This window comes from Bacillus sp. Bwzl_19 (assembly GCF_054900515.1).
In genome coordinates this window covers 2426998-2449799 of the sequence record NZ_CM142729.1, presented here as the reverse complement: position 1 = coordinate 2449799, position 22802 = coordinate 2426998, and the positions used below count along the sequence as shown (strand labels likewise).

Here is a 22802-nt window from a genome sequence, read left to right as displayed (position 1 = left end):
AAGAAGATTATTTCAGAGGAGTTCGGGAGAAAATAATATAAGCATTAAATTAGCATGAACGAATGGGAGATGCTATACTAAAAATCATCATTTGACATTGGAGGAATAACAAATGGCTATCGTAAAAGCAACTGATCAATCGTTCTCAGCTGAAACAAGTGAAGGGGTCGTATTGGCGGATTTCTGGGCTCCTTGGTGCGGACCTTGTAAAATGATCGCGCCCGTTCTTGAAGAGCTTGATCAAGAAATGGGAGACAAACTGAAAATCGTCAAAATCGACGTTGATGAAAACCAAGAAACTGCCGGTAAATACGGCGTAATGAGCATCCCGACACTTCTTGTGTTAAAAGACGGAGAAGTCGTTGAAACATCTGTCGGCTTCAAACCGAAAGAAGCGCTTGAAGAGCTTGTAAACAAACATCTGTAAGCCAAAAGCGGCCGTTACGGCAGGGCGATTCCTTTTTAAAGAGGAATCGCCTTTTTTTGATCTGCCAAAAGCTGAGAATGGAGAAAAACAAATGTTCGTGATACACTGAATGGACACGAGAAATGAATATAAGGAAGGGTAACGTATGAATAAACAACTGAAAGAAAAGCTGGCCCTCCTTCCCGATCAGCCGGGCTGTTATTTAATGAAAGACCGTCAAAAAACAGTCATCTACGTGGGGAAAGCGAAGGTGCTGAAAAACAGGGTGCGATCCTATTTCACCGGTTCTCACGACGCAAAAACCCAAAGGCTTGTGACGGAGATTGAGGACTTTGAATATATCGTGACCTCCTCCAATCTTGAAGCGCTTATTTTGGAAATGAATCTGATTAAAAAATACGATCCGAAATACAATGTCATGCTGAAAGATGACAAAACCTATCCCTTTATTAAAATCACCCATGAACGCCATCCGCGGCTTATTGTCACCCGGAATGTCAAAAAAGACAAAGGGCGCTATTTCGGCCCGTACCCGAATGTGCAGGCGGCGCGGGAAACGAAAAAACTGCTGGACCGCCTATACCCGCTCAGGAAGTGCTCGAAGCTTCCGGACCGCGTCTGTCTTTATTATCATCTCGGACAATGCCTCGCTCCTTGTGTTAAAGATATTTCTGAGGAGACAAATCGCGAGCTGGTTGAAGATATCACCCGTTTTTTAAAGGGAGGGCATAACGAGGTCAAAAAAGAGCTTGAAGAGAAAATGACAGAGGCGGCGGAAAAGCTTGAATTTGAACGGGCTAAAGAATTCCGCGATCAGCTTGCTCACATCGAATCGACGATGGAGAAGCAGAAAATGACCATGAATGACCTTTTGGATCGCGATGTGTTTGCTTATGCCTACGATAAAGGCTGGATGTGCGTCCAGGTCTTTTTCATACGCCAGGGAAAGCTGATTGAACGCGATGTCAGCATGTTTCCGATGTATCAGGAAGCGGATGAAGAATTTCTGACCTACATCGGCCAGTTCTATTCTAAAAACAATCACTTTCTGCCTAAAGAAATTCTGGTGCCTGACAGCGTGGACAGGGACATGATCAGCGAGCTTTTGGAAACCGCCGTGCATCAGCCGAAAAAGGGCCCGAAAAAAGAGCTGCTTTTGCTTGCGCACAAAAATGCGAAAATCGCTCTGCGGGAAAAATTCTCATTAATCGAACGGGATGAGGAACGGTCAATCGGTGCTGCCGAACGGCTCGGTGAGGCGCTGAACATTTACACGCCGCATCGGATTGAAGCGTTTGACAACTCCAATATTCAAGGCACAAACCCTGTGTCGGCCATGATTGTCTTTATTGACGGTAAGCCCAATAAAAAGGAATACCGCAAATATAAAATTAAAACCGTAACAGGGCCTGATGATTACGGCTCTATGAGGGAAGTCGTCAGAAGAAGATATTCGAGGGTGCTCCGCGAAAATCTCCCGCTGCCGGATTTAATCATCATTGACGGCGGAAAAGGACAGATTAATGCGGCGCGCGACGTGCTCGAAAATGAGCTCGGCCTTGATGTCCCTGTAGCGGGATTGGCGAAGGATGATAAACACCGAACATCCAACCTTTTGATCGGCGATCCGCTTGAACCGATGTTTCTGGAGCGGAACAGCCAGGAATTTTACCTGCTTCAGCGCATTCAGGACGAAGTTCACCGCTTTGCGATCAGTTTTCACAGGCAGATCCGGGGAAAAAGCGCCTTTCAATCCGTTTTGGATGATATCCCGGGCATCGGCGAAAAACGCAAAAAAATGCTCTTAAAGCATTTCGGATCCGTCAAAAAGATGAAGGAAGCAAGCCTTGACGATATTAAAAAAGCCGGTGTGCCGGCTGCGGCGGCTCAGATGCTGTTTGAAAAATTGAAAAAATAGTATTGTGCTTTTCTGAAAAACCTGCTAGAATGTGAACTAATTTCATAAGATCGTGTTATAAGGTGAAGATAGAGGTGCGAACTTCAATAGTAAGCTTTTTGAGAATGATGGATTCTGCGAGAAAAGCTGAAAGGGGAGCGTCGCCGAAGTGAATCACATCCCATCGGTGTGTTTTGCTGGCCTTGCATTAAATAAATGTAAGGCTGTCAAGAATTCATTTTCTTGGAGGGCTATCTCGTTGTTCATAATCAGTCGTAATGATATGAAAAAGCAATGAGAGCTATTCCTCTCATTGCTTTTTTTATTGTGAACAAAACGCTCTTTTCTCCTCACCCGCACGAACCAAAATGTAAAGGGTGGTCTAGTATGGGTCTTATCGTACAAAAATTCGGAGGCACTTCCGTCGGCTCTGCCGAAAAAATTCAACATGCCGCAAATCGAGCCATTGCTGAAAAGCAAAAAGGCCATGACGTCGTAGTCGTCGTTTCGGCAATGGGAAAATCAACCGACGCGCTCGTTAACCTGGCGGCGGAAATCACATCTGAGCCAAGTAAACGTGAAATGGATATGCTTCTGTCTACGGGAGAGCAGGTCACGATTTCGCTTTTAGCCATGGCGCTTCAGGAAAAAGGATATGACGCCGTCTCTTATACGGGATGGCAGGCGGGTGTCCGCACAGAAGCCGTCCACGGCAATGCGAGAATTACGGATATTGATATCACGGCAATTCAGGCCCAGCTTGCTGAAGGCAGGATTACAGTCGTCGCCGGTTTTCAGGGCGTAACGGAAGACGGCGGCATTACGACGCTCGGACGGGGCGGTTCCGATACAACGGCGGTCGCTCTTGCCGCAGCATTAGGAGCGGATAAATGTGACATTTACACAGACGTTCCGGGCGTGTTTACGACAGATCCGCGGTACGTCCGGTCAGCGAGAAAACTGGCGGGGATTTCTTATGATGAAATGCTTGAGCTTGCAAATCTCGGAGCGGGTGTCCTTCACCCGCGGGCGGTTGAGTTCGCGAAAAACTATCAAGTGCCTTTGGAAGTGCGGTCAAGTACGGAACATGAAGCGGGAACGTTAATTGAGGAGGAATCATCAATGGAGCAGAATTTAATCGTCAGAGGAATTGCATTTGAAGACCAGATCACGAGGGTGTCCGTTACAGGCCTGACAAGCGGACTGACAACCCTTTCAACGATCTTCACCGCCTTGGCAAAACGAAACATCAACGTTGACATCATTATTCAGACACAGGCGGACGATGGGGAAGCGGACATTTCTTTCTCAGTGAAAACGGAAGATGCCGCTCAAACGGTCGCTGTGCTTGAAGAATATAAAAACGCGCTTGACTATGAAAAAATTGAAACTGAAAGAAAGCTGGCGAAAGTATCCATTGTCGGGTCAGGCATGGTCTCAAATCCCGGCGTCGCTGCAGACATGTTTGCCGTACTGGCGGAAAAAAATGTACAAGTAAAAATGGTCAGCACATCTGAAATAAAAGTATCAACGGTTGTCAGCGAAAATGATATGGTGAAAGCGGTCGAAGCGCTTCACGATGCGTTTGAGCTTTCTAAACAGCCGTCTGCCGTATAAACGGGCAGGCAAAAAGGCGGGACTTGGAGTCACCGCCTTTTTTCAATTATACAGGGTCCTTCATATCCCATTTTACAGTCAGGACGACTTTATCCGCTCTCTTTTTTACCTGTTCATAAGATTCTGCAATCTGATCGTTCATCAATTGAATCTGTTCGGCTATAAAACCGGCTTCAAGCTGAAAACACGGCTCTTTCTGATGTTTAAGCCTGCTGGATACGAGCGGTCCTTCCAGTTCAAATTCAAGCTCTTGCTTTTTTGATCCGGTGTTTGTCAAAGTTCCCCAGCCGGCTTTTTCAAAAAAGGCGGGGATTTCTTCCCACGATTGAAGAGGAAATTTGCGGGCGAGGCGTTTTCCCGCCCAATACATCATGGATGAATGTTCCGGGCCCAGGATATCCGGAAGCACGATTTCCCGGATTAATTCGTAGCCGTATGCGCTGACGTCGAGTTCAGTTAAAGGTTCTAAAGCTGCTTCATAATTATTCTTCATATTATGTATTCCCCTCTCTCCTTCGTTTATTATAGCTTAAACAGGGGGGAGGATTACAGGATGATCCTATAAAACACGTGAAAAAAAGTGAGAAAGATATCGCAGGAAAATAAAATTTTCCCGTCAGATAATCAATTCGGAAAATTATAATTTATGTACACGTTTTCTTGACGCTCATTTGAGGGAGGAGTAAAATGAAATTGTCAATAAATTTTAATAAAGTGCTTACAATTGAAACGAAGTGGGGGCAGAGATTTTAGCACATTTCGCACTTAAATCAAACAGGGGGTAAAGTAATGTCTGGGAACAGAGAGTTTTATTTTCGAAGATTGCATTCCTTGCTCGGTGTTATTCCGGTCGGCATCTTTTTGATCCAGCATTTAGTCGTCAACCAATTTGCCGCAAGGGGAGCAGATGCGTTTAACAAGGCGGCCGGCTTTATGGACAGTCTGCCGTTCAGGTATGCGTTAGAAATTTTTATTATTTTCTTACCTTTAATTTATCATGCGGTTTACGGTGTGTACATAGCATTTACTGCGAAAAACAACGCTGGCCACTACAGTTATTTCAGAAACTGGATGTTTGTGCTTCAGCGTGTCACTGGTATTCTCACCCTTATTTTCGTCAGCTGGCATGTGTGGCAGACGCGGATTGCCGCACAGATGGGCGCTGAAGTCAACTTTGATATGATGGCGAATATTTTGAGCTCGCCGTTCATGCTCGGTTTTTACATTGTAGGCGTTTTATCGGTCATTTTTCACTTTTCAAACGGCTTATGGTCTTTTGCGGTCACATGGGGGATCACGGTCACGCCGCGTTCTCAAAGAATTTCGACTTACGTGACGCTGATTATATTTTTAGCGCTTTCATACGTCGGTCTAAAAGCAATTTTTGCGTTTGTGTAAGAGAACTAGATTACTAGAGGGAGAGGGGCTATCATGAGTCAATCAAGCATTATTGTAGTCGGCGGGGGTCTTGCCGGCCTCATGGCGACAATTAAAGCAGCGGAATCAGGCACGGCCGTTAAATTGTTTTCCATCGTTCCGGTCAAACGCTCTCACTCGGTCTGCGCGCAGGGCGGGATAAACGGAGCTGTCAACACAAAAGGGGAAGGAGACTCTCCGTTCGAGCATTTTGATGACACGGTATACGGAGGCGACTTTTTGGCAAACCAGCCTCCTGTAAAAGCGATGTGTGAAGCAGCGCCGTCCATTATCCACTTATTGGACCGCATGGGGGTTATGTTTAACAGAACGCCGGAAGGGCTCTTGGACTTCCGCCGTTTCGGGGGTACACAGCACCACAGAACAGCATACGCGGGAGCGACGACGGGTCAGCAGCTTCTTTACGCTCTGGACGAGCAGGTGCGCAGATATGAAGTGGCGGGTCTCGTCACAAAATACGAAGGCTGGGAATTCCTCGGCGCCGTTCTTGACGATGAGCGCACGTGCCGCGGTATCGTAGCTCAAAATTTGACCAATATGCAAATCGAGTCATTCCGTTCTGACGCCGTTATTATGGCGACGGGAGGACCCGGAATCGTATTCGGCAAATCAACAAACAGCATGATCAACACGGGATCTGCCGCATCAATCGTTTATCAGCAGGGAGCTTACTACGCTAACGGCGAATTTATCCAAATTCACCCGACAGCAATTCCCGGAGACGATAAACTGCGTCTGATGAGTGAATCGGCGCGCGGTGAGGGCGGAAGAGTCTGGACGTATAAAGACGGAAAACCTTGGTACTTCCTTGAGGAAAAATATCCTGCTTACGGAAACCTCGTGCCGCGGGATATTGCGACACGTGAAATCTTTGACGTATGCGTGAATCAGAAACTCGGCATCAACGGAGAAAACATGGTGTATCTTGATCTTTCGCACAAAGATCCGAAAGAGCTTGATGTTAAGCTTGGCGGCATTATTGAAATCTATGAAAAATTCATGGGGGATGACCCGCGCAAGCTTCCGATGAAAATTTTCCCTGCTGTTCACTACTCAATGGGCGGCCTGTGGGTTGATTATGATCAGATGACAAGCATCCGCGGATTGTTCGCAGCGGGTGAATGTGATTATTCAATGCACGGAGGAAACCGTTTAGGGGCGAACTCTCTGCTTTCCGCCATCTACGGAGGAATGGTTGCCGGTCCGAATGCGGTGAAATATGTTTCAGGACTTGAAACATCAGCGGAAGACATGTCTTCTTCATTATTTGATTCCTATGTGAAAAAAGAAGAAGAAAAATGGGCCGATATCATGAAGATGGACGGCGATGAAAATGCTTACGTGCTTCACCGTGAGCTCGGAGAATGGATGACGGCTAACGTAACGGTGGTGCGCCACAACGACAAGCTTTTGAAAACGGATGACAAAATTCAAGAGCTGATGGAACGCTTTAAGAAAATCAATATCAACGATACGACTAAATGGAGCAACCAAGGGGCAATGTTCACCCGCCAGTTCTCCAACATGCTTCAGCTTGCCAGAGTCATCACGCTCGGCGCATACAACCGAAATGAAAGCCGGGGAGCGCACTATAAACCGGATTTCCCTGAAAGAAATGACGATGAGTGGCTCAAAACGACAATGGCTAAACATGCCGGTCCGTTTGAAGCTCCGGAATTTGAATATCAGGATGTCGATGTATCACTGATTGCGCCCCGTAAACGCGACTACTCGAAGAAGAAGGTGGCGAAATAATCATGAGTGAGAAAAAGATACGGTTTATCATTACACGCCAGGATACGCCCGAAAGCGCGCCATACGATGAAGAATTTGAAATCAATTACCGTCCGAATCTGAATGTGATTTCTGCCCTGATGGAAATCCGCAGAAATCCCGTTAATGCAAAAGGGGAGAAAACGACGCCGGTTGCATGGGACATGAACTGTCTTGAGGAAGTATGCGGCGCCTGCTCCATGGTCATCAACGGAAGACCGCGCCAGTCATGTACGGCGCTGGTTGATAAGCTGGAACAGCCGATCCGTCTGAAACCGATGAAAACATTCCCGGTTGTCCGTGACCTTCAGGTGGACCGCAGCAGAATGTTTGATTCACTGAAAAAAGTGAAAGCATGGGTGCCGATTGACGGGACTTACGATTTGGGACCGGGACCGAGAATGCCGGAAAAACGCCGCCAGTGGGCATATGAATTGTCTAAATGCATGACATGCGGCGTCTGCCTCGAAGCCTGCCCGAATGTCAACAGCAAATCGAAATTCATGGGGCCTGCCCCGATGTCGCAAGTGCGTCTGTTTAACGCCCATCCGACGGGCGCGATGAACAAGTCAGAACGTTTAGAAGCTTTAATGACAGACGGCGGCCTCGGAGATTGCGGGAATTCACAAAACTGTGTTCAATCCTGCCCGAAAGGCATTCCGCTCACGACTTCAATCGCTGCTTTGAACAGAGATACGAATTTACAAGCATTCCGCAATTTCTTCGGAAGCGACAGAGTATAAGAAAGAAAAAAAGAGCCTCTTCCGCACGGGAGAGGTTTTTTTATAAGGAGCTGAAGGTGATGAAACAACCGCAATATATTGACATCCCGTTTGAAGAGTGGAGACAGTCGTTTTCTTTCTTCACTGAAGTGACGGTTCGGTTTTCAGAAACGGATATGTTCGGCCATATGAATAATGTAATCCCTTTCATCTATTTTGAAGAAGCCCGGATCGCTTATTTTAAACAGCGGGGCATATCAGCGCAAAATTCGGAAACGATGACGGTCGTCGCAAGCCAGCAGTGCGACTATATGCGTCAGGTGATGCCGTATGAAAACCTGCGGATTCATGTCAAAGCAAGCTCTGTCGGAAATGCGTCCGTCACCCTTCATTACCTTGGAGAAAATGAGTCAGGCCTGCCGTGCTTTACCGGTTCCGTCGTTATGGTTCAAGTGTCAAAGACAAGCGGCAAAGCGGTCAGCTGGACGGAGCGGGAGAAAGGCATCCTGCTCTCCTGAGCAGATAACTATTTCTCTAAGTGACGTCACCTCCGAAGCGCCCTTTACATATGATATCTTGACTATATAAACCCATTCGTTTCAGATTCGCTCTCACCTTAGCAAGGAGGATTACAATACTTGAAGGAGAAAGATTTTCAATCAAAGCCGCTGCTGACCAAAAGAGAAAGAGAAGTATTCGAATTGCTCGTTCAAGACAAGACAACAAAGGAAATTGCAAGCGAGCTATTTATCAGTGAAAAAACTGTACGGAATCACATTTCAAATGCCATGCAGAAGTTAGGTGTGAAAGGGCGTTCGCAAGCTGTTGTCGAGCTTCTTAGAATGGGTGAGCTAGAGCTCTGATTCTTGCCGGTTTTCCTTCTTTACGAGAAGGAGCCGGTTATTTGTGTTGGCGCCCAGGAAAATGGGCATGCGGTGAAAATCCCGGCTTTCCCTTTTTCTCCGTCAGTCTTGCATTTTTTTAAAAAAAGAAGGAAAATAGACACGGAGCGCATAGCCCAGAAAGATCCTTGAGTGAGGGATGGACAAATGACATCAAAATCTGTAGAGCATGTTGCGGATATCGAAAAATCACTCCGCCATATCGCTGCGATCATTAAACAAAAAGGAAGAGAAATCCTTAACCAATATTCAATTACACCGCCGCAATTCGTGGGGCTTCAATGGCTTTATGAATTGGGGGATATGACAATAGGCGAATTATCAGGCAAAATGTATTTGGCTTGCAGCACGACGACGGATCTGATAGACCGCATGGAAAAAAATAAGCTTGTCGAGCGGGTTAAAGACCCAGCTGACAGACGTGTCGTCAGAATTCATCTTCTCGCTGAAGGAGAGCGTATTATCCAGGAAGTGATTTTGAAAAGGCAGGCTTATTTGCGGGACATGTTTGAGACATTTTCCGAAGAAGAAACAGCCCTCTTCGAAAAGTCATTATTGAAACTGCAGCATGAAATGAAAAGAAAATGAGGCGATTTTGTTGGAACAGCCGATAGGAGTCATTGATTCCGGGGTTGGCGGGTTAACCGTTGCCAAGGAAATCATGAGACAGCTACCGAAGGAAAATATCATCTATGTGGGAGATACAAAACGCTGCCCGTACGGCCCGCGTCCTGAAGAAGAAGTTCTTCAATACACGTGGGAAATGACCGATTACCTGCTGGAAAACCACCATATCAAAATGCTCGTGATCGCCTGTAATACGGCCACGGCCATTGCCTTGGAGGATATTCAGCGCAAAACGGATATACCGGTTGTCGGCGTCATTCAGCCGGGTGCGAGAACGGCGATCAAGGTCACGAAAAATCAGCATATCGGCGTCATCGGCACGATAAATACCATTAAAAGCCGAGCGTATGAGCAGGCGCTGCTCGGATTAAATGCAGACCTTCAAGTCGAGAACATGGCTTGCCCGCTGCTGGTGCCGTTTGTGGAAAGCGGACGGTTTCTTCAGGAATCGGCGGCGGAAGCGGTCGAAGCATCGCTTGAGCCTTTAAAAGGTACAGCAATTGACACCTTGATTTTAGGGTGCACGCATTATCCGATTTTAAAAGATCCGATTCAGGATTATATGGGAAAGCATGTGAAAATCATTTCCTCCGGAGACGAGACAGCGAGAGAAGTGAGCACCATTTTGTCTTATAAAGGTTTGTTAAACCAATCGAAACATGCACCGGAGCATCAGTTTCTAACAACGGGAGAGCGGAACGGCTTCGCAAAAATTGCCGAAGACTGGTTCGGTCATGAAATCGGCCATGTCGAGTGCATCTCCCTTCAAGAGCCGATCAGAAAATAAATCAAAAAACCCGCTGTTTACGGCGGGTTTTTTTGCGCATCCCGGTCTATTTCCCGCACAGGGCTCGTATACATCATAGTACAAACAGCCTTAGGAGGGAAAAGTATGCTGAAAAAAGGACCTGCAGTCATTGCTGCAACATGTCTTACTTCGGCTTTTGTATTATCAGGATGCGGTTTGTTTCAATCCGATAAAACAGCCGGGGAAATCGACCCGCCTCAAGACATTTCATATGTAAAAGATGAAGCGGGAATTCAGGCGAAATCAACGCAGTCAGAAAAAAACGGCACATCTAAAGCCGATCAGCCGGCCAATACAGTCATGAGAGAGCTGTATCTGATTGATAAAAACGGCTATGTCGCAGCACAGACACTGCCTCTTCCGAACAGTGAGGGAACCGCAAAGCAGGCCCTTGAGTATTTGGTTCAGGGAGGGCCTGTGTCAGAAATCCTGCCGAATGGCTTCAGAGCGGTGCTCCCTGCGGATACGACGGTAAATGTTGACATTAAAAAAGACGGTACCGCCGTCGCTGATTTTTCGAAGGAATTTAAAAACTACAAAAAAGAAGACGAACAAAAAATCCTGCAATCGATTACATGGACGCTTACCCAATTCAGCTCAATAGATAAAGTCAAAATCAGAATTAACGGGCATGAACTGAAAGAAATGCCTGTGGGCGGCACGCCGATTACGGGCGACTTAAGCAGAAAAGACGGGATTAATATTGAAACCGCCGGAGTGAATGATCTGACAGACACCCATCCGCTGACTGTGTATTATCTGGCGGAAACAGAGACCAGTGAATACTACGTGCCTGTCACAAAGCGGATTGACAATTCAGAAACAAACGACATCACCGCAGCCGTTGAGCAGCTCGCCGACGGACCGGGCAAAGCAAGCGGGCTTTTGACGGACTTTAATAACGATGTTAAGCTCCTCAGCAAGCCGAAAGTAAAAGACGGCCAGGTTACACTTGATTTTAACAGCTCTATTTACGGAAGCGCCGATGAAAAAACAAAAATGGTATCATCGGGCGTACTGGACAGCATCGTCCTCACATTAACAGAACAGCCGTCGATAAAAAGTGTTTCTATAAAAGTAAACGGAAAGTCAGAACTGGTGAATGAAAAAGGAGAATCCCTTTCAAAACCTGTTTCGAGGCCGTCCCAAGTGAATACGGGTAGTTTTTAATTTGCGATTTTTGATATACTAGTAAAAAAGAGGTTAGCGTTCCGGCTGCCTCTTTCTTTATTCACAATCCGGAACAAAAGGTTTATGTACATATAATCGGAGGTAAAATATGAGACACGACGGAAGACAGCACGATGAGCTGCGACCTATCACATTTGATTTGGATTTTATCACTCACCCGGAGGGCTCTGTTTTAATTACAGCGGGAAACACAAAGGTCATCTGTAATGCATCAGTGGAAGACCGGGTGCCGCCATTTTTACGCGGCGGAGGAAAAGGCTGGATCACAGCGGAATACAGCATGCTTCCCCGCGCCACGAATCAAAGAACGATAAGAGAATCTTCAAAAGGAAAGGTTTCCGGAAGAACGATGGAAATCCAGCGTCTGATCGGGCGCGCGCTCCGGGCCGTCGTTGATTTGGAGAAGCTCGGCGAACGGACGATCTGGATCGACTGTGACGTCATTCAAGCGGACGGCGGAACAAGAACGGCTTCCATTACCGGCGCTTTCTTGGCAATGGCCTTTGCGGCCGGCAAACTCGTAAAAAGCGGCGTTATCAAAACCTCTCCTGTGACAGACTATCTCGCGGCCATTTCTGTCGGGATGGATAAAGAAGAAGGCCTTCTTTTGGATCTGAATTATGAAGAGGACTCAGCGGCTGAAGTCGATATGAATATCATCATGACGGGAAGCGGACGTTTTGTGGAGCTTCAAGGGACGGGCGAAGAAGCCACATTCTCCCGTGAAGATTTAAACGGACTGTTAAGCCTTGCCGAAAAAGGAATCCAGACGCTTATTCAAAAACAAAAAGAAGTGCTTGGAGATACATTGCCTGAACTGAAATAAAGAAAGAGAGGCCTGATCAGCGTGAAAGAAGCCATTATTGCGACACACAATCCGGGAAAAGTGAAAGAATTTAAAGAAATACTCGAACCGAAAGGCTACAGTGTCTCTTCTTTGGCGGAAATCGGATTTACGGAAGAAATTGAAGAAACCGGACATACCTTTGAAGAAAACGCCATTTTAAAAGCGGAAGCGGTGGCAAAAGCCGTAAACAAAATGGTCATTGCGGACGACTCCGGTTTATCAGTGGACAACCTGGGAGGCAGACCGGGCGTTTATTCAGCCCGTTATGCAGGCGAAGCAAAAGATGATAAAGCGAATATGGACAAGGTGCTGTCAGAATTAAAAGGCATCGAAAAAGAGCAGCGTACGGCCCGTTTCCGCTGCGCCCTTGCCGTCAGCATGCCGGGGCAGGAAACCAAAACGGTCGAAGGCCATGTTGAAGGATATATTGCAGAAGAACCCGAGGGAGATAACGGGTTCGGCTATGATCCCATTTTTATTGTAAAGGATAAAGATAAAACCATGGCCCAGCTGACAAGCGCCGAGAAAAACAAAATCAGCCACAGGGCTGAAGCGCTCAAGAAACTGTCAAAGCTGCTTGATGCGTAAGGGGGAGCGTAATGCAATGAAAGTGCTGATGATAAGTGACAGTCACGGCCTTGAAGACGAACTGGAAACGATCGCGAAGCGGCACGAAGACGAAGTGGATCTGATGATTCATTGCGGTGATTCAGAGCTTGACGCCGCACATCCTGCGCTCACACCGTATCATACGGTGAAAGGCAACTGCGACTTTGGGGGCGGATTTCAGGACGAACTCCTGCTGGATGCCGGTTCAAAGAAAATCCTGGCCGTTCACGGACATCTTCACGGCATTAAACAGTCACTTTTAACTGTTTTTTACCGGGCGGAAGAGCTTGGAGCGGATATTGTCTGCTTCGGCCACTCGCATATTGCCGGAAGTGAAGTGCTTCGGGGCAAGCTTTTGATTAACCCGGGGAGCATCCGCCTTCCGAGAGTCCGCAATGTGAAAAGCTATGCCATTCTTACTCTCACAGAAAGTGAAGGCGCCATGGCTTTTTACGACGAAACAGGTCAGGAATTGAAGGACTTGAGGAATACAATCAGCTTTTAACATGTGATGGGGAAGATTTCTTTCTTCCCCATAAAAAGTTTCTGAAAAAATATTGACTTATGATATGAACCTGTATATAATAAATCTTGTCGCTGATACATAAAGCAAAATCTTGTCCCAGTAGCTCAGCTGGATAGAGCAACGGCCTTCTAAGCCGTCGGTCGGGAGTTCGAATCTCTCCTGGGACGTACAAAAAAAGAGCTGGTGACATCAGAGTGAAAACTGATGCCGCTGGCCTTTTTTATCGGATGACCATATTGTAAATTCGCTGACATCATGGTAAAATGATCAGCAGAACGATTTGATTTTCATGTCCCAGTAGCTCAGCCGGATAGAGCAACGGCCTTCTAAGCCGTCGGTCGGGAGTTCGAATCTCTCCTGGGACGTATAATTAAAAACCTCAAGCCCTGTCAATGGGTTTGAGGTTTTTTGTATTTTATTTTTTTTACGAAACAAAAGTTCCGTATTTTATGAAAATTGTAAAGTAATTTTAATATAAATGAAACTTAATGTAATATTTACCGTAATAAATATATGTATAAAGATACTTAAGGCGCCCTTGAGTGATAAATTATCTAATTTCTATCATACATTTTGTCAATAATCGATAGAAAGACAGCGGGAGGAATTAGCTTTTGAAGTACGCATTTGCATATAAGAATTACAATATAGAAACCATCTTTTGCGGAAAAGATGAGCTGTTTGAGGAGCTGAAACAATTTTTAATCACTCAATGCGGTTTAATTATTGTTGAGGTTTCAAGGGCTGATTACTATACGGAGCAGGAATTGAATCAATGGAATGACCGTTATACCCTGTAAGTAAGAAAAAACCGGCCGTGCGGGGCCGGTTTTTTATATCATCTGAATCCGCTTGGAGCGCTGAAGCCGGTATGGCCGCCGCTGAAACCGCCTCCGAGTGCGCCGGGATGTGTCCCGGTGCCGAGGCTTCCTCCGACGTCACTGAAGGTTTGGCCGTAGTACCCGGATGTATAAGGGTACGGGACGAATTGCTGTCCGGAGAATGCCAGCGTGCTTTGCGGGGTCTGCTGCCCGTAACCGGATGGCGGAAATCCCTGCTGAAAAGAAGGACCGGCCTGATATGGGGCTGTATGCATCGGAGCCGGAGGATAATAAGACTGCGGCGGTAAAACCGGTAAAGGCGGAAATCCAGGAGGCAGGCCCTGCATGCCTGATAACATCTTATTCATGACATCACTCATTTCTTCACGAGATAAGAATAGTGTATGCGTATGTCTGTATAAAGAGCCTGTTCAATCTGAACTGAATATCTGACAGGCGGGACGGAAAGACCGTGAAAAATCTTGGAATAAAATGTGACATATTCGTATATGAACGGAAAAATTTCATGTAATCTTAAGAGATTAACAAAAAAATTATAAAAACTTTTAACATTTACCGATCCTTTTGTATCAGTAATGAAAGCGTATACAAAGTAGATTGATTAATCTAAATTGTCTAATAATTATAAAAATGCTGTTGACACTGCCTGTAAACGAGCGTAATATGAGTTCAAACAAAAATAATTAAATGATTCACACTAAAAAGAAAAATCATAAAACACTGAAAAAACAAACAAATGAAGGTTCTTTTTTAAATAAAAGAGCCGCCATAATAAAAAGCGCAGAAGAGGATAAGTAGCTTTGCTGAAGTTTTTCACAGAGAGCCGGTAACGCTGAGAGCCGGCAAAAACAAACCAAAGTGAACTCGCCTCAGAGTGCCGGTCTGAAATGTGAAGAGTAGGACTCGGCCGAGTGAACGTCAATGTTTACTCGTTATCAAAACGGATAGTAATTATCCATGAGACGGTCTCATATGACCGTAAACAAGGGTGGTACCGCGGAAAGCAAGCCTTTTCGCCCCTTTTGGCTATCGCATAAAATGCTTGGCTGAATGTGGGTGGGAAGGCTTTTTTATTTGCGTCAGCCGGCGCTTCGTTTTATGAATTGGATTTTAGAAGGGAACATTGAAAAGGAGGAACTGAAAATGGGCACAAATGTACAGGCGGATACTCTGTCTGCCGATTGTACAAAGACAATGAACGGGGCTTTAATGCTGATTGAATCATTAAAGAAAGAAAATGTCGAAATGATCTTCGGCTATCCGGGGGGAGCCGTTCTTCCGATTTACGATAAGCTGTATCAATCAGGATTGGTTCACATCCTGCCCCGCCATGAGCAAGGCGCGATTCATGCGGCGGAAGGGTATGCGAGAGTCTCCGGGAAGCCGGGGGTTGTGATCGCTACTTCGGGACCGGGAGCGACAAACTTAGTTACCGGTCTTGCGGATGCGATGATTGATTCACTCCCGCTCGTGGTGTTTACCGGTCAGGTGGCCACTTCGGTCATCGGCAGCGACGCTTTCCAGGAAGCCGACATTTTAGGAATTACGATGCCGATTACGAAACACAGTTATCAGGTTCGCCGTCCGGAAGATCTTCCCCGTGTGATTAAAGAGGCGTTCCATATCGCCACAACAGGAAGACCGGGGCCGGTATTAATTGATATACCGAAGGATGTCGCATCATTTGAAGGGGAATTCAGGTATGATCACGAGATCAGCCTTCCGGGGTATCAGCCGGTAAAAGAGCCTAACTATCTGCAGATCCGAAAGCTTGTGGAAGCTGTCAGCAGTGCGCAAAAGCCGGTTATTTTAGCCGGAGCGGGTGTTTTGCACGGTAAAGCTTCAGAAGATTTAAAAAATTATGTCGAACAGCAGCAGATTCCCGTAGCACACACGCTTCTCGGTCTGGGCGGTTTCCCGGCAGACCATCCGCTTTTTCTGGGGATGGCGGGGATGCACGGCACATACACAGCGAATATGGCGCTTTACCACTGTGACTTGCTGATCAGCATCGGAGCGCGGTTCGATGATCGCGTGACGGGGAACCTGAAGCATTTTGCAAAGTCTGCCAAGGTGGCGCATATCGATATTGACCCTGCCGAAATCGGAAAAATTATTGAAACGCAGATTCCGGTGGTCGGCGACAGTAAAATCGTCCTTCAGGAATTATTGAAGCAAAACGGAAAACAGGGACAGTCAGAGGAATGGAAGCAGCAGCTTTCCGAATGGAAAGAAGAATATCCGCTTTGGTATACAGACAACAGAGAAGAGGGCTTTAAACCCCAAAAGCTGATTGAGTATATTCACCAATTCACAAACGGTGAGGCGATTGTGGCGACGGATGTCGGCCAGCACCAGATGTGGGCGGCTCAGTTTTATCCTTTCCGAAAGGCGGATAAGTGGGTGACCTCGGGAGGTCTCGGCACAATGGGCTTCGGCCTTCCGGCGGCTATCGGAGCGCAGCTGGCTGATCGTAATGCCACGGTCGTTGCCATCCTCGGAGACGGCGGTTTCCAGATGACTCTGCAGGAATTAGATGTCATCCGGCAGCTGAATCTTCCGGTCAAAGTGGTTATCCTGAACAACGAATGTCTGGGCATGGTCAGACAGTGGCAGGAAATCTTCTATGAAGAACGCTATTCTGAATCCAAATTCTCGGCGCAGCCTGACTTTGTCAAATTGTCAGAAGCCTACGGCATTACAGGCGTCCGGATTTCATCGGAAGAAGAGGCGGAAGAAGAGCTGCAAAAGGCGCTTTCATCAAAAGAGCCGGTCGTTATTGACGTCCGGGTCGCCAAAAGCGAAAAAGTATTCCCGATGATTGCGCCCGGTAAAGGACTTCATGAAATGGTGGGGGTGAAACCTTGAAACGCATTATCACATTAACGGTGGTCAACCGCTCGGGAGTATTAAACCGGATCACCGGACTGTTTACAAAAAGACACTATAATATCGAAAGCATTACTGTAGGCCACACGGAAACTAGCGGTGTTTCAAGGATCACATTTGTCGTCCATGTGGAAGGCGAAAATGACGTAGAGCAGCTGACAAAGCAGCTGAACAAACAAATTGACGTCTTGAAAGTGACGGATATCACAAACCAATCGATCGTACAGCGTGAGCTTGCATTAATTAAAGTTGTTTCCGCACCGTCGGCCAGAACGGAAATGAACGGAATTATTGAACCGTTCAGGGCTTCCGTCGTTGATGTGTCAAGAGACAGCATCGTCGTTCAGGTCACCGGCGAATCCAATAAAATCGAAGCGCTTATAGAGCTTCTCAAACCTTATGGCATTAAAGAAATCGCGAGAACAGGCACAACGGCTTTTGCGAGGGGAACCCAGCAGAAGGCGTCATCCAATAAAACAATTTCAATTGTATAACACAAAAAAGGGAGAGATTAAAATGGTAAAAGTATATTATAACGGTGATATCAAAGAGAACGTATTGGCAGGTAAAAAAGTAGCGATTATCGGTTACGGTTCACAAGGTCATGCACATGCGCTGAACTTAAAAGAAAGCGGAATTGATGTTATTGTCGGCGTCAGACAAGGCAAATCATTTACACAGGCCCAAGAAGACGGTCATCAAGTATTTTCTGTAAGAGAAGCGGCTGCCCAGGCTGATATCATTATGGTTCTGCTTCCGGATGAACAGCAGCAAAAAGTATATGAAGCTGAAATCAAAGATGAAATGACAGCGGGCAAATCACTGGTATTCGCACACGGATTTAACGTCCATTTCCATCAGATCGTGCCTCCTGCTGATGTAGATGTATTCCTTGTCGCTCCAAAAGGGCCGGGACACCTTGTCAGAAGAACATATGAACAAGGCGCAGGCGTACCGGCATTGTTTGCCATCTATCAGGACGTATCAGGCGAAGCGAAAGACACGGCGCTTGCTTATGCAAAAGGCATCGGCGGAGCGCGTGCGGGGGTTCTTGAAACAACATTTAAAGAAGAAACGGAAACGGATCTGTTCGGTGAGCAGGCTGTTCTCTGCGGAGGTTTAACGGCGCTTGTCAAAGCAGGTTTTGAAACGCTGACAGAAGCCGGATACCAGCCTGAACTTGCATATTTTGAGTGTCTGCATGAACTGAAGCTGATCGTAGACTTAATGTATGAAGAAGGATTGGCAGGCATGAGATACTCAATCTCCGATACGGCTCAATGGGGAGATTTTGTATCAGGACCGCGCGTAGTCGACGCGAAGGTAAAAGAATCTATGAAACAAGTATTAACTGATATTCAAAACGGTACATTCGCAAAAGAATGGATCGTGGAAAACCAAGTGAACCGTCCTCGTTTCAATGCGATCAATGCAAGTGAAAACGAGCATCAGATTGAAAAAGTCGGCAGACAGCTTCGTGAAATGATGCCGTTTGTCAAACAAGGCAAAAAGAAGGAAGCGGTGGTCTCCGTTGCGCAAAATTAATGTCTTCGACACGACTCTTCGTGACGGTGAACAATCTCCCGGAGTCAACCTTAATGCACGGGAGAAACTGGCGATAGCCAAGCAGCTTGAGAGACTCGGGGTGGACATTATTGAAGCGGGATTTCCCGCTTCATCCCGAGGTGATTTTTTAGCCGTGCAGGAAATCGCAAGAACGATTAAAAATTGTTCGGTAACAGGGCTTGCCCGCTCTGTCAAAGGTGACATCGATGCAGCCTGGGAAGCGCTGAAAGACGGAGTCAGCCCGCGGATTCACGTCTTTATCGCCACCTCTGACATTCATCTGAAGCATAAGCTGAAAATGACGCGGGAAGAGGTTAAGGAAAAAGCGGTTGAAATGGTGAAGTATGCAAAAGAACGCTTTCCGCTCGTTCAATGGTCAGCGGAAGATGCATGCCGAACTGAACTTCCGTTTCTGTCTGAAATCGTAGAAAAAGTGATTGATGCCGGCGCGAGCGTCATCAACCTCCCGGACACTGTAGGTTACCTGACGCCTGCTGAATACGGAAATATCTTTAAATATATGAAGGAACACGTTCCGAATATCAGCCGGGCAAAACTCTCAGCCCATTGCCACGATGACCTCGGAATGGCGGTTGCCAACTCACTTTCGGCAATTGAAAACGGGGCTGATCAAATTGAATGCGCCATTAACGGAATAGGAGAAAGAGCCGGTAACGCCGCGCTTGAGGAAATCGCCGTTGCGCTTCATGTCAGAAATGACGCGTATCAGGCTGATTCATCTCTCACCCTTCATGAGTTAAAGCGGACGAGTGATCTTGTCAGCAAACTGACGGGAATGGCCGTTCCCCGCAATAAAGCGATCGTCGGAGATAATGCTTTCGCACATGAGTCAGGTATTCACCAAGACGGTTTCCTGAAAGAGAAATCAACATATGAAATCATTTCACCGGAACTTGTAGGTGTGACTGCTGAGGCGCTCGTGCTCGGAAAGCATTCCGGACGCCACGCGTTCAAAGACCGCCTGAATGCGCTTGGATTCCAGTTTGACAGTGATGAAATCAATAAATTTTTTACGATGTTTAAAGAACTGACTGAAAAGAAGAAAGAAATCACCGATGATGACCTGATTTCTCTTATTTTAGAAGAAAAAGTGACGGACAAAAAAATCGGCTATGAATTTTTGTCTCTGCAAGTGCATTACGGGACGTCTCAGGTGCCGACTGCAACAGTCTCTTTGCGAAATCAGGAAAACGAACAGCTAATTCAAGAGGCGGCAACAGGAGCGGGCAGCGTAGAAGCCGTTTATAACACGCTCGGGCGCTGCATCGATAAAAATATTGAACTGTTGGATTACCGCATCCAGTCCAACCGGAAAGGCGAAGACGCGCTGGCTCAAGTTTATGTCAGAGTCACCGTGAACGGAAAAGAATCATCAGGGCGGGGAATCGCGCATGATGTTCTGGAAGCTTCTGCAAAAGCTTATCTGAATGCAGTGAACCGGCAATTGGTGCTGGATTGCAATATAGACGGATTAAAGAGACAGACTGCGGTCGGCTCGTAATAGAAAGGAGAACGTTTGATTTGAAAAAACGCATTGCTTTGCTTCCCGGTGACGGAATCGGGCCGGAAGTGGCGGAATCAGCGGCAGATGTACTGAAAAGCGTTGCCGAACAATTCGGACATGAATTTGAATTTGAAAACGGGCTGATCGGGGGAGCAGCCATTGACGCTCATCAAAATCCCCTCCCTGAGGAGACTGTTGCTCTTTGTGAAAGATCCGACGCCATTTTGCTCGGTGCAGTCGGCGGACCGAAATGGGACCAAAATTCTCCTGAGCTCAGGCCGGAAAAAGGCTTGCTCGGCATCAGAAAAAAACTCGGCCTGTTTGCCAATCTGCGTCCCGTGACCGTATTTGAAAGCCTGTCTGAGGCATCTCCGTTGAAAAAAGAATATATCAGCGGGGTCGACTTTGTGATCGTCCGGGAACTGACGGGCGGCCTCTACTTCGGAGAGCCAAGCAGACAGTATGTCAATGAAGCGGGAGAAAAAGAAGCGGTCGATACCCTTTTTTATAAGAAAGAAGAAATCGAACGCGTTGTCAGAGAAGCCTTTAAGATGGCTGCCGGCAGTAAAGGGAAAGTGACGTCAGTTGATAAGGCGAATGTGCTTTCTTCAAGCAGGCTGTGGCGTGAAACAGCAGATGAAATCGCAAAAGAATTTCCTGATGTGACGCTTGAGCATATGCTTGTCGATAATGCCGCGATGCAGCTCATTTACGCTCCGAATCAATTTGACGTCATCGTAACTGAAAATATGTTCGGCGATATTTTAAGCGATGAAGCCTCTATGCTGACAGGCTCGCTCGGCATGCTGCCGTCAGCCAGTTTATCAAGTTCAGGTCTTCACTTGTTTGAACCCGTGCATGGATCGGCGCCTGACATTGCAGGTAAAGGGATGGCCAATCCGTTTGCGGCGATTTTATCAGCGGCGATGCTCTTGAGAACATCTTTCGGACTTGAAACAGAAGCGCAAGCCATAGAAAAAGCGGTCGCAAAGGTGCTTGCAGACGGCAGCCGCACACGTGATATCGCCCGGGGCGGCCAATATGCCGGAACGCATGATATTACTGAAAAAGTAAAAGCCGCATTAGTCGGCGCGAATACAAAATCTATAGTGTGACGCTTAAAAGAGAGCGGTCTTAGTTCATAGGTAGAGGGAGGAAACAAAGATGATGCCTCGAACAATCATCGAAAAGATTTGGGATCGGCATGTTGTAAAAAGCGGTGAAGGAAAACCCGATCTTCTCTATATTGATCTGCACTTAATTCATGAGGTGACGTCTCCTCAGGCGTTTGAAGGATTAAGGCAAAAGGGAAGAAAGGTCAGACGGCCGCAGAACACATTCGCGACGATGGACCACAATATCCCGACTGTCAACCGTTTTGACATAAAAGATGAAGTCGCAAAGCGCCAAGTAACCGCGCTTGAACGAAATTGTGAGGAGTTCGGCGTCCGTCTTGCGGATCTTCACAGCGCGGATCAGGGAATCGTTCACGTGGTCGGGCCTGAGCTTGGTCTGACACTTCCGGGGAAAACGATCGTTTGCGGAGACAGCCATACATCGACTCACGGCGCATTCGGGGCGCTTGCCTTCGGTATCGGCACAAGTGAGGTGGAACATGTTCTTTCCACACAGACATTATGGCAGCAGCGGCCGAAAACGCTTGAAATCCGCGTTGACGGAACGCTCCAAAAAGGAGTGACCGCGAAGGATGTCATCTTATCGGTTATCGGAAAATACGGGGTGAAATTCGGTACGGGATATGTCATTGAATACACCGGGGAAGTATTCAGAAACATGTCTATGGACGAACGCATGACCGTCTGCAATATGTCAATAGAAGCGGGAGCGCGCGCGGGACTGATCGCTCCTGATGAAACGACGATCGAATACTGCAGAAACCGTAAATACGCGCCAAAAGGCGAAGAGTTTGAAAAAGCGGCTGCAGAATGGAAAGCGTTAAAAACCGATCCGGGCGCCGTCTACGATCGTTCCATCGTGTTAGACGGCAGCGAGATTTCTCCAATGGTCACATGGGGCATCAACCCCGGCATGGTTCTTCCGGTAGATGCTCAAATACCGGCGCCGGAAAGCATTGATTCTGACGACGGTAAAAAAGAAGCCATCCGCGCGTACGAATACATGGGGATTGAACCGAATCAAAAAATTGAAGATATAAAAGTCGAACATGTATTTATCGGCTCCTGTACAAATTCGCGGATGACCGACCTTCGCCAGGCTGCTGATATGATTAAAGGCCGAAAAGTCGCCGACAGCGTCAGAGCGATTGTGGTGCCGGGCTCTCAAAGCGTGAAACAGCAGGCTGAGAAAGAAGGGCTGCACCGTGTGTTTCTTGAAGCGGGCTTTGAATGGAGAGAATCAGGCTGCAGCATGTGCCTCAGTATGAACAATGATGTCGTGCCTGAAGGGGAACGATGCGCCTCCACATCCAACCGCAACTTCGAAGGCAGACAGGGAAAAGGCGCGAGAACACACCTTGTCAGTCCTGCCATGGCGGCAATGGCGGCCATTCACGGGCATTTCGTCGATGTAAGAAAGTTTTATCAAGAAAAAACAGTTGTGTAAGGAGTGCGCGAAAG

Annotated in this window: 23 protein-coding genes, 2 tRNA genes, 1 riboswitch and 1 other annotated feature; of the genes, 23 read left to right on the top strand and 2 right to left on the bottom strand. The window is 47.0% G+C overall.

What is annotated here, in order from left to right; all coding sequences use genetic code 11:
• Window positions 1-112 precede the first annotated feature (112 nt).
• The 3 genes from trxA to ACW5MY_RS13010 all read left to right on the top strand — a co-directional run bounded on the left by trxA (window position 113) and on the right by ACW5MY_RS13010 (window position 3941).
• Complete coding sequence (gene trxA / locus ACW5MY_RS13020) at window positions 113-427, top strand: thioredoxin (RefSeq protein ID WP_003152560.1); 315 nt, start codon at window positions 113-115, stop codon at window positions 425-427.
• Between the two features lie 145 nt (window positions 428-572).
• Window positions 573-2345 carry an excinuclease ABC subunit UvrC gene (gene uvrC, locus ACW5MY_RS13015; RefSeq protein ID WP_013353103.1) on the top strand — a complete coding sequence of 591 codons (1773 nt, stop codon included), beginning with the start codon at window positions 573-575 and terminating at the stop codon, window positions 2343-2345.
• A 61-nt stretch (window positions 2346-2406) separates the two neighbouring features.
• A riboswitch (Lysine riboswitch) is annotated at window positions 2407-2586 on the top strand.
• Between the two features lie 125 nt (window positions 2587-2711).
• Window positions 2712-3941 (top strand): aspartate kinase, encoded by a 1230-nt coding sequence (locus ACW5MY_RS13010; protein ID WP_013353102.1) that lies wholly within the window; start codon window positions 2712-2714, stop codon window positions 3939-3941.
• 46 nt (window positions 3942-3987) lie between these two features.
• Here the strand turns inward: ACW5MY_RS13010 and ACW5MY_RS13005 are convergent, their stop codons facing one another.
• Entirely contained in the window at window positions 3988-4434 is a 447-nt protein-coding gene (locus ACW5MY_RS13005; protein WP_013353101.1) for a YslB family protein, read from the bottom strand.
• 296 nt (window positions 4435-4730) lie between these two features.
• On the opposite strand from ACW5MY_RS13005, the gene sdhC reads away from it, so the two are divergent.
• The 14 genes from sdhC (at window position 4731) to ACW5MY_RS12935 (ending at window position 14183) form a co-directional block, all read left to right on the top strand.
• Entirely contained in the window at window positions 4731-5339 is a 609-nt protein-coding gene (gene sdhC / locus ACW5MY_RS13000; protein WP_003152571.1) for a succinate dehydrogenase cytochrome B558, read from the top strand.
• A 33-nt stretch (window positions 5340-5372) separates the two neighbouring features.
• Window positions 5373-7133: a succinate dehydrogenase flavoprotein subunit gene (gene sdhA / locus ACW5MY_RS12995; protein WP_013353100.1), complete on the top strand. Its 1761-nt coding sequence runs from the start codon at window positions 5373-5375 to the stop codon at window positions 7131-7133.
• Window positions 7134-7135: 2 nt separating this feature from the next.
• Window positions 7136-7894, top strand: coding sequence for a succinate dehydrogenase iron-sulfur subunit (gene sdhB, locus ACW5MY_RS12990; protein WP_013353099.1), 759 nt, complete (start codon window positions 7136-7138; stop codon window positions 7892-7894).
• Between the two features lie 59 nt (window positions 7895-7953).
• On the top strand, window positions 7954-8391 hold the full coding sequence (locus ACW5MY_RS12985) for an acyl-CoA thioesterase (RefSeq protein WP_013353098.1): 438 nt from the start codon (window positions 7954-7956) through the stop codon (window positions 8389-8391).
• 120 nt (window positions 8392-8511) lie between these two features.
• On the top strand, window positions 8512-8736 hold the full coding sequence (gene gerE / locus ACW5MY_RS12980; RefSeq protein ID WP_003152579.1) for a spore germination transcription factor GerE: 225 nt from the start codon (window positions 8512-8514) through the stop codon (window positions 8734-8736).
• A 186-nt stretch (window positions 8737-8922) separates the two neighbouring features.
• Window positions 8923-9363 carry a MarR family winged helix-turn-helix transcriptional regulator gene (locus ACW5MY_RS12975; RefSeq protein ID WP_013353097.1) on the top strand — a complete coding sequence of 147 codons (441 nt, stop codon included), beginning with the start codon at window positions 8923-8925 and terminating at the stop codon, window positions 9361-9363.
• A 7-nt stretch (window positions 9364-9370) separates the two neighbouring features.
• Entirely contained in the window at window positions 9371-10189 is an 819-nt protein-coding gene (gene racE / locus ACW5MY_RS12970) for a glutamate racemase (protein ID WP_013353096.1), read from the top strand.
• A 105-nt stretch (window positions 10190-10294) separates the two neighbouring features.
• Window positions 10295-11380, top strand: coding sequence for a GerMN domain-containing protein (locus ACW5MY_RS12965; protein WP_013353095.1), 1086 nt, complete (start codon window positions 10295-10297; stop codon window positions 11378-11380).
• Window positions 11381-11489: 109 nt separating this feature from the next.
• Window positions 11490-12227 carry a ribonuclease PH gene (gene rph, locus ACW5MY_RS12960; RefSeq protein ID WP_289393788.1) on the top strand — a complete coding sequence of 246 codons (738 nt, stop codon included), beginning with the start codon at window positions 11490-11492 and terminating at the stop codon, window positions 12225-12227.
• A gap of 12 nt (window positions 12228-12239) precedes the next feature.
• The gene (locus ACW5MY_RS12955) at window positions 12240-12836 is read left to right on the top strand and encodes an XTP/dITP diphosphatase (protein ID WP_088030569.1); all 597 of its coding nucleotides are present in this window, start codon (window positions 12240-12242) and stop codon (window positions 12834-12836) included.
• Window positions 12837-12852: 16 nt separating this feature from the next.
• Window positions 12853-13362, top strand: coding sequence for a YfcE family phosphodiesterase (locus tag ACW5MY_RS12950; protein WP_013353092.1), 510 nt, complete (start codon window positions 12853-12855; stop codon window positions 13360-13362).
• 114 nt (window positions 13363-13476) lie between these two features.
• A tRNA-Arg gene (locus tag ACW5MY_RS12945) sits at window positions 13477-13550 on the top strand.
• A gap of 124 nt (window positions 13551-13674) precedes the next feature.
• Window positions 13675-13748, top strand: a tRNA-Arg gene (locus ACW5MY_RS12940).
• Between the two features lie 249 nt (window positions 13749-13997).
• Complete coding sequence (locus ACW5MY_RS12935) at window positions 13998-14183, top strand: hypothetical protein (RefSeq protein ID WP_013353091.1); 186 nt, start codon at window positions 13998-14000, stop codon at window positions 14181-14183.
• A 38-nt stretch (window positions 14184-14221) separates the two neighbouring features.
• Here the strand turns inward: ACW5MY_RS12935 and ACW5MY_RS12930 are convergent, their stop codons facing one another.
• The gene (locus tag ACW5MY_RS12930) at window positions 14222-14572 is read right to left on the bottom strand and encodes a hypothetical protein (RefSeq protein ID WP_014472150.1); all 351 of its coding nucleotides are present in this window, start codon (window positions 14570-14572) and stop codon (window positions 14222-14224) included.
• Window positions 14573-14997: 425 nt separating this feature from the next.
• Window positions 14998-15249 (top strand) — a binding site (T-box leader).
• Between the two features lie 119 nt (window positions 15250-15368).
• Here ACW5MY_RS12930 and ilvB point away from each other — a divergent pair.
• From ilvB to leuC, 6 genes are read left to right on the top strand one after another with little or no spacing between them, the layout of a single operon-like run.
• Window positions 15369-17093 carry an acetolactate synthase large subunit gene (ilvB, locus tag ACW5MY_RS12925; protein ID WP_289394465.1) on the top strand — a complete coding sequence of 575 codons (1725 nt, stop codon included), beginning with the start codon at window positions 15369-15371 and terminating at the stop codon, window positions 17091-17093.
• Window positions 17090-17608, top strand: coding sequence for an acetolactate synthase small subunit (ilvN, locus tag ACW5MY_RS12920; protein ID WP_013353088.1), 519 nt, complete (start codon window positions 17090-17092; stop codon window positions 17606-17608). The genes ilvB and ilvN overlap by 4 nt, the downstream gene beginning before the upstream one ends.
• Before the next feature lie 22 nt (window positions 17609-17630).
• A complete protein-coding gene (ilvC, locus tag ACW5MY_RS12915) occupies window positions 17631-18659 on the top strand; it encodes a ketol-acid reductoisomerase (RefSeq protein WP_289393786.1) in 1029 nt (342 codons plus the stop codon).
• Window positions 18646-20202 carry a 2-isopropylmalate synthase gene (locus ACW5MY_RS12910; protein ID WP_014470787.1) on the top strand — a complete coding sequence of 519 codons (1557 nt, stop codon included), beginning with the start codon at window positions 18646-18648 and terminating at the stop codon, window positions 20200-20202. Before ilvC ends, ACW5MY_RS12910 begins: the two co-directional genes overlap by 14 nt.
• Window positions 20203-20222: 20 nt before the next feature.
• A complete protein-coding gene (leuB, locus tag ACW5MY_RS12905) occupies window positions 20223-21320 on the top strand; it encodes a 3-isopropylmalate dehydrogenase (RefSeq protein ID WP_462061616.1) in 1098 nt (365 codons plus the stop codon).
• A 49-nt stretch (window positions 21321-21369) separates the two neighbouring features.
• A complete protein-coding gene (leuC, locus tag ACW5MY_RS12900; RefSeq protein WP_013353085.1) occupies window positions 21370-22788 on the top strand; it encodes a 3-isopropylmalate dehydratase large subunit in 1419 nt (472 codons plus the stop codon).
• Window positions 22789-22802: the final 14 nt, after the last annotated feature.

Coding starts and splice junctions, on each gene's coding strand:
- trxA (WP_003152560.1), top strand. CDS start 113: ATGGCTATCGTAAAAGCAACTGATCAATCGTTCTCAGCTGAAACAAGT.
- uvrC (WP_013353103.1), top strand. CDS start 573: ATGAATAAACAACTGAAAGAAAAGCTGGCCCTCCTTCCCGATCAGCCG.
- ACW5MY_RS13010 (WP_013353102.1), top strand. CDS start 2,712: ATGGGTCTTATCGTACAAAAATTCGGAGGCACTTCCGTCGGCTCTGCC.
- ACW5MY_RS13005 (WP_013353101.1), bottom strand. CDS start 4,434: ATGAAGAATAATTATGAAGCAGCTTTAGAACCTTTAACTGAACTCGAC.
- sdhC (WP_003152571.1), top strand. CDS start 4,731: ATGTCTGGGAACAGAGAGTTTTATTTTCGAAGATTGCATTCCTTGCTC.
- sdhA (WP_013353100.1), top strand. CDS start 5,373: ATGAGTCAATCAAGCATTATTGTAGTCGGCGGGGGTCTTGCCGGCCTC.
- sdhB (WP_013353099.1), top strand. CDS start 7,136: ATGAGTGAGAAAAAGATACGGTTTATCATTACACGCCAGGATACGCCC.
- ACW5MY_RS12985 (WP_013353098.1), top strand. CDS start 7,954: ATGAAACAACCGCAATATATTGACATCCCGTTTGAAGAGTGGAGACAG.
- ACW5MY_RS12975 (WP_013353097.1), top strand. CDS start 8,923: ATGACATCAAAATCTGTAGAGCATGTTGCGGATATCGAAAAATCACTC.
- ACW5MY_RS12965 (WP_013353095.1), top strand. CDS start 10,295: ATGCTGAAAAAAGGACCTGCAGTCATTGCTGCAACATGTCTTACTTCG.
- rph (WP_289393788.1), top strand. CDS start 11,490: ATGAGACACGACGGAAGACAGCACGATGAGCTGCGACCTATCACATTT.
- ACW5MY_RS12950 (WP_013353092.1), top strand. CDS start 12,853: ATGAAAGTGCTGATGATAAGTGACAGTCACGGCCTTGAAGACGAACTG.
- ACW5MY_RS12930 (WP_014472150.1), bottom strand. CDS start 14,572: ATGAATAAGATGTTATCAGGCATGCAGGGCCTGCCTCCTGGATTTCCG.
- ilvB (WP_289394465.1), top strand. CDS start 15,369: ATGGGCACAAATGTACAGGCGGATACTCTGTCTGCCGATTGTACAAAG.
- ilvC (WP_289393786.1), top strand. CDS start 17,631: ATGGTAAAAGTATATTATAACGGTGATATCAAAGAGAACGTATTGGCA.
- leuC (WP_013353085.1), top strand. CDS start 21,370: ATGATGCCTCGAACAATCATCGAAAAGATTTGGGATCGGCATGTTGTA.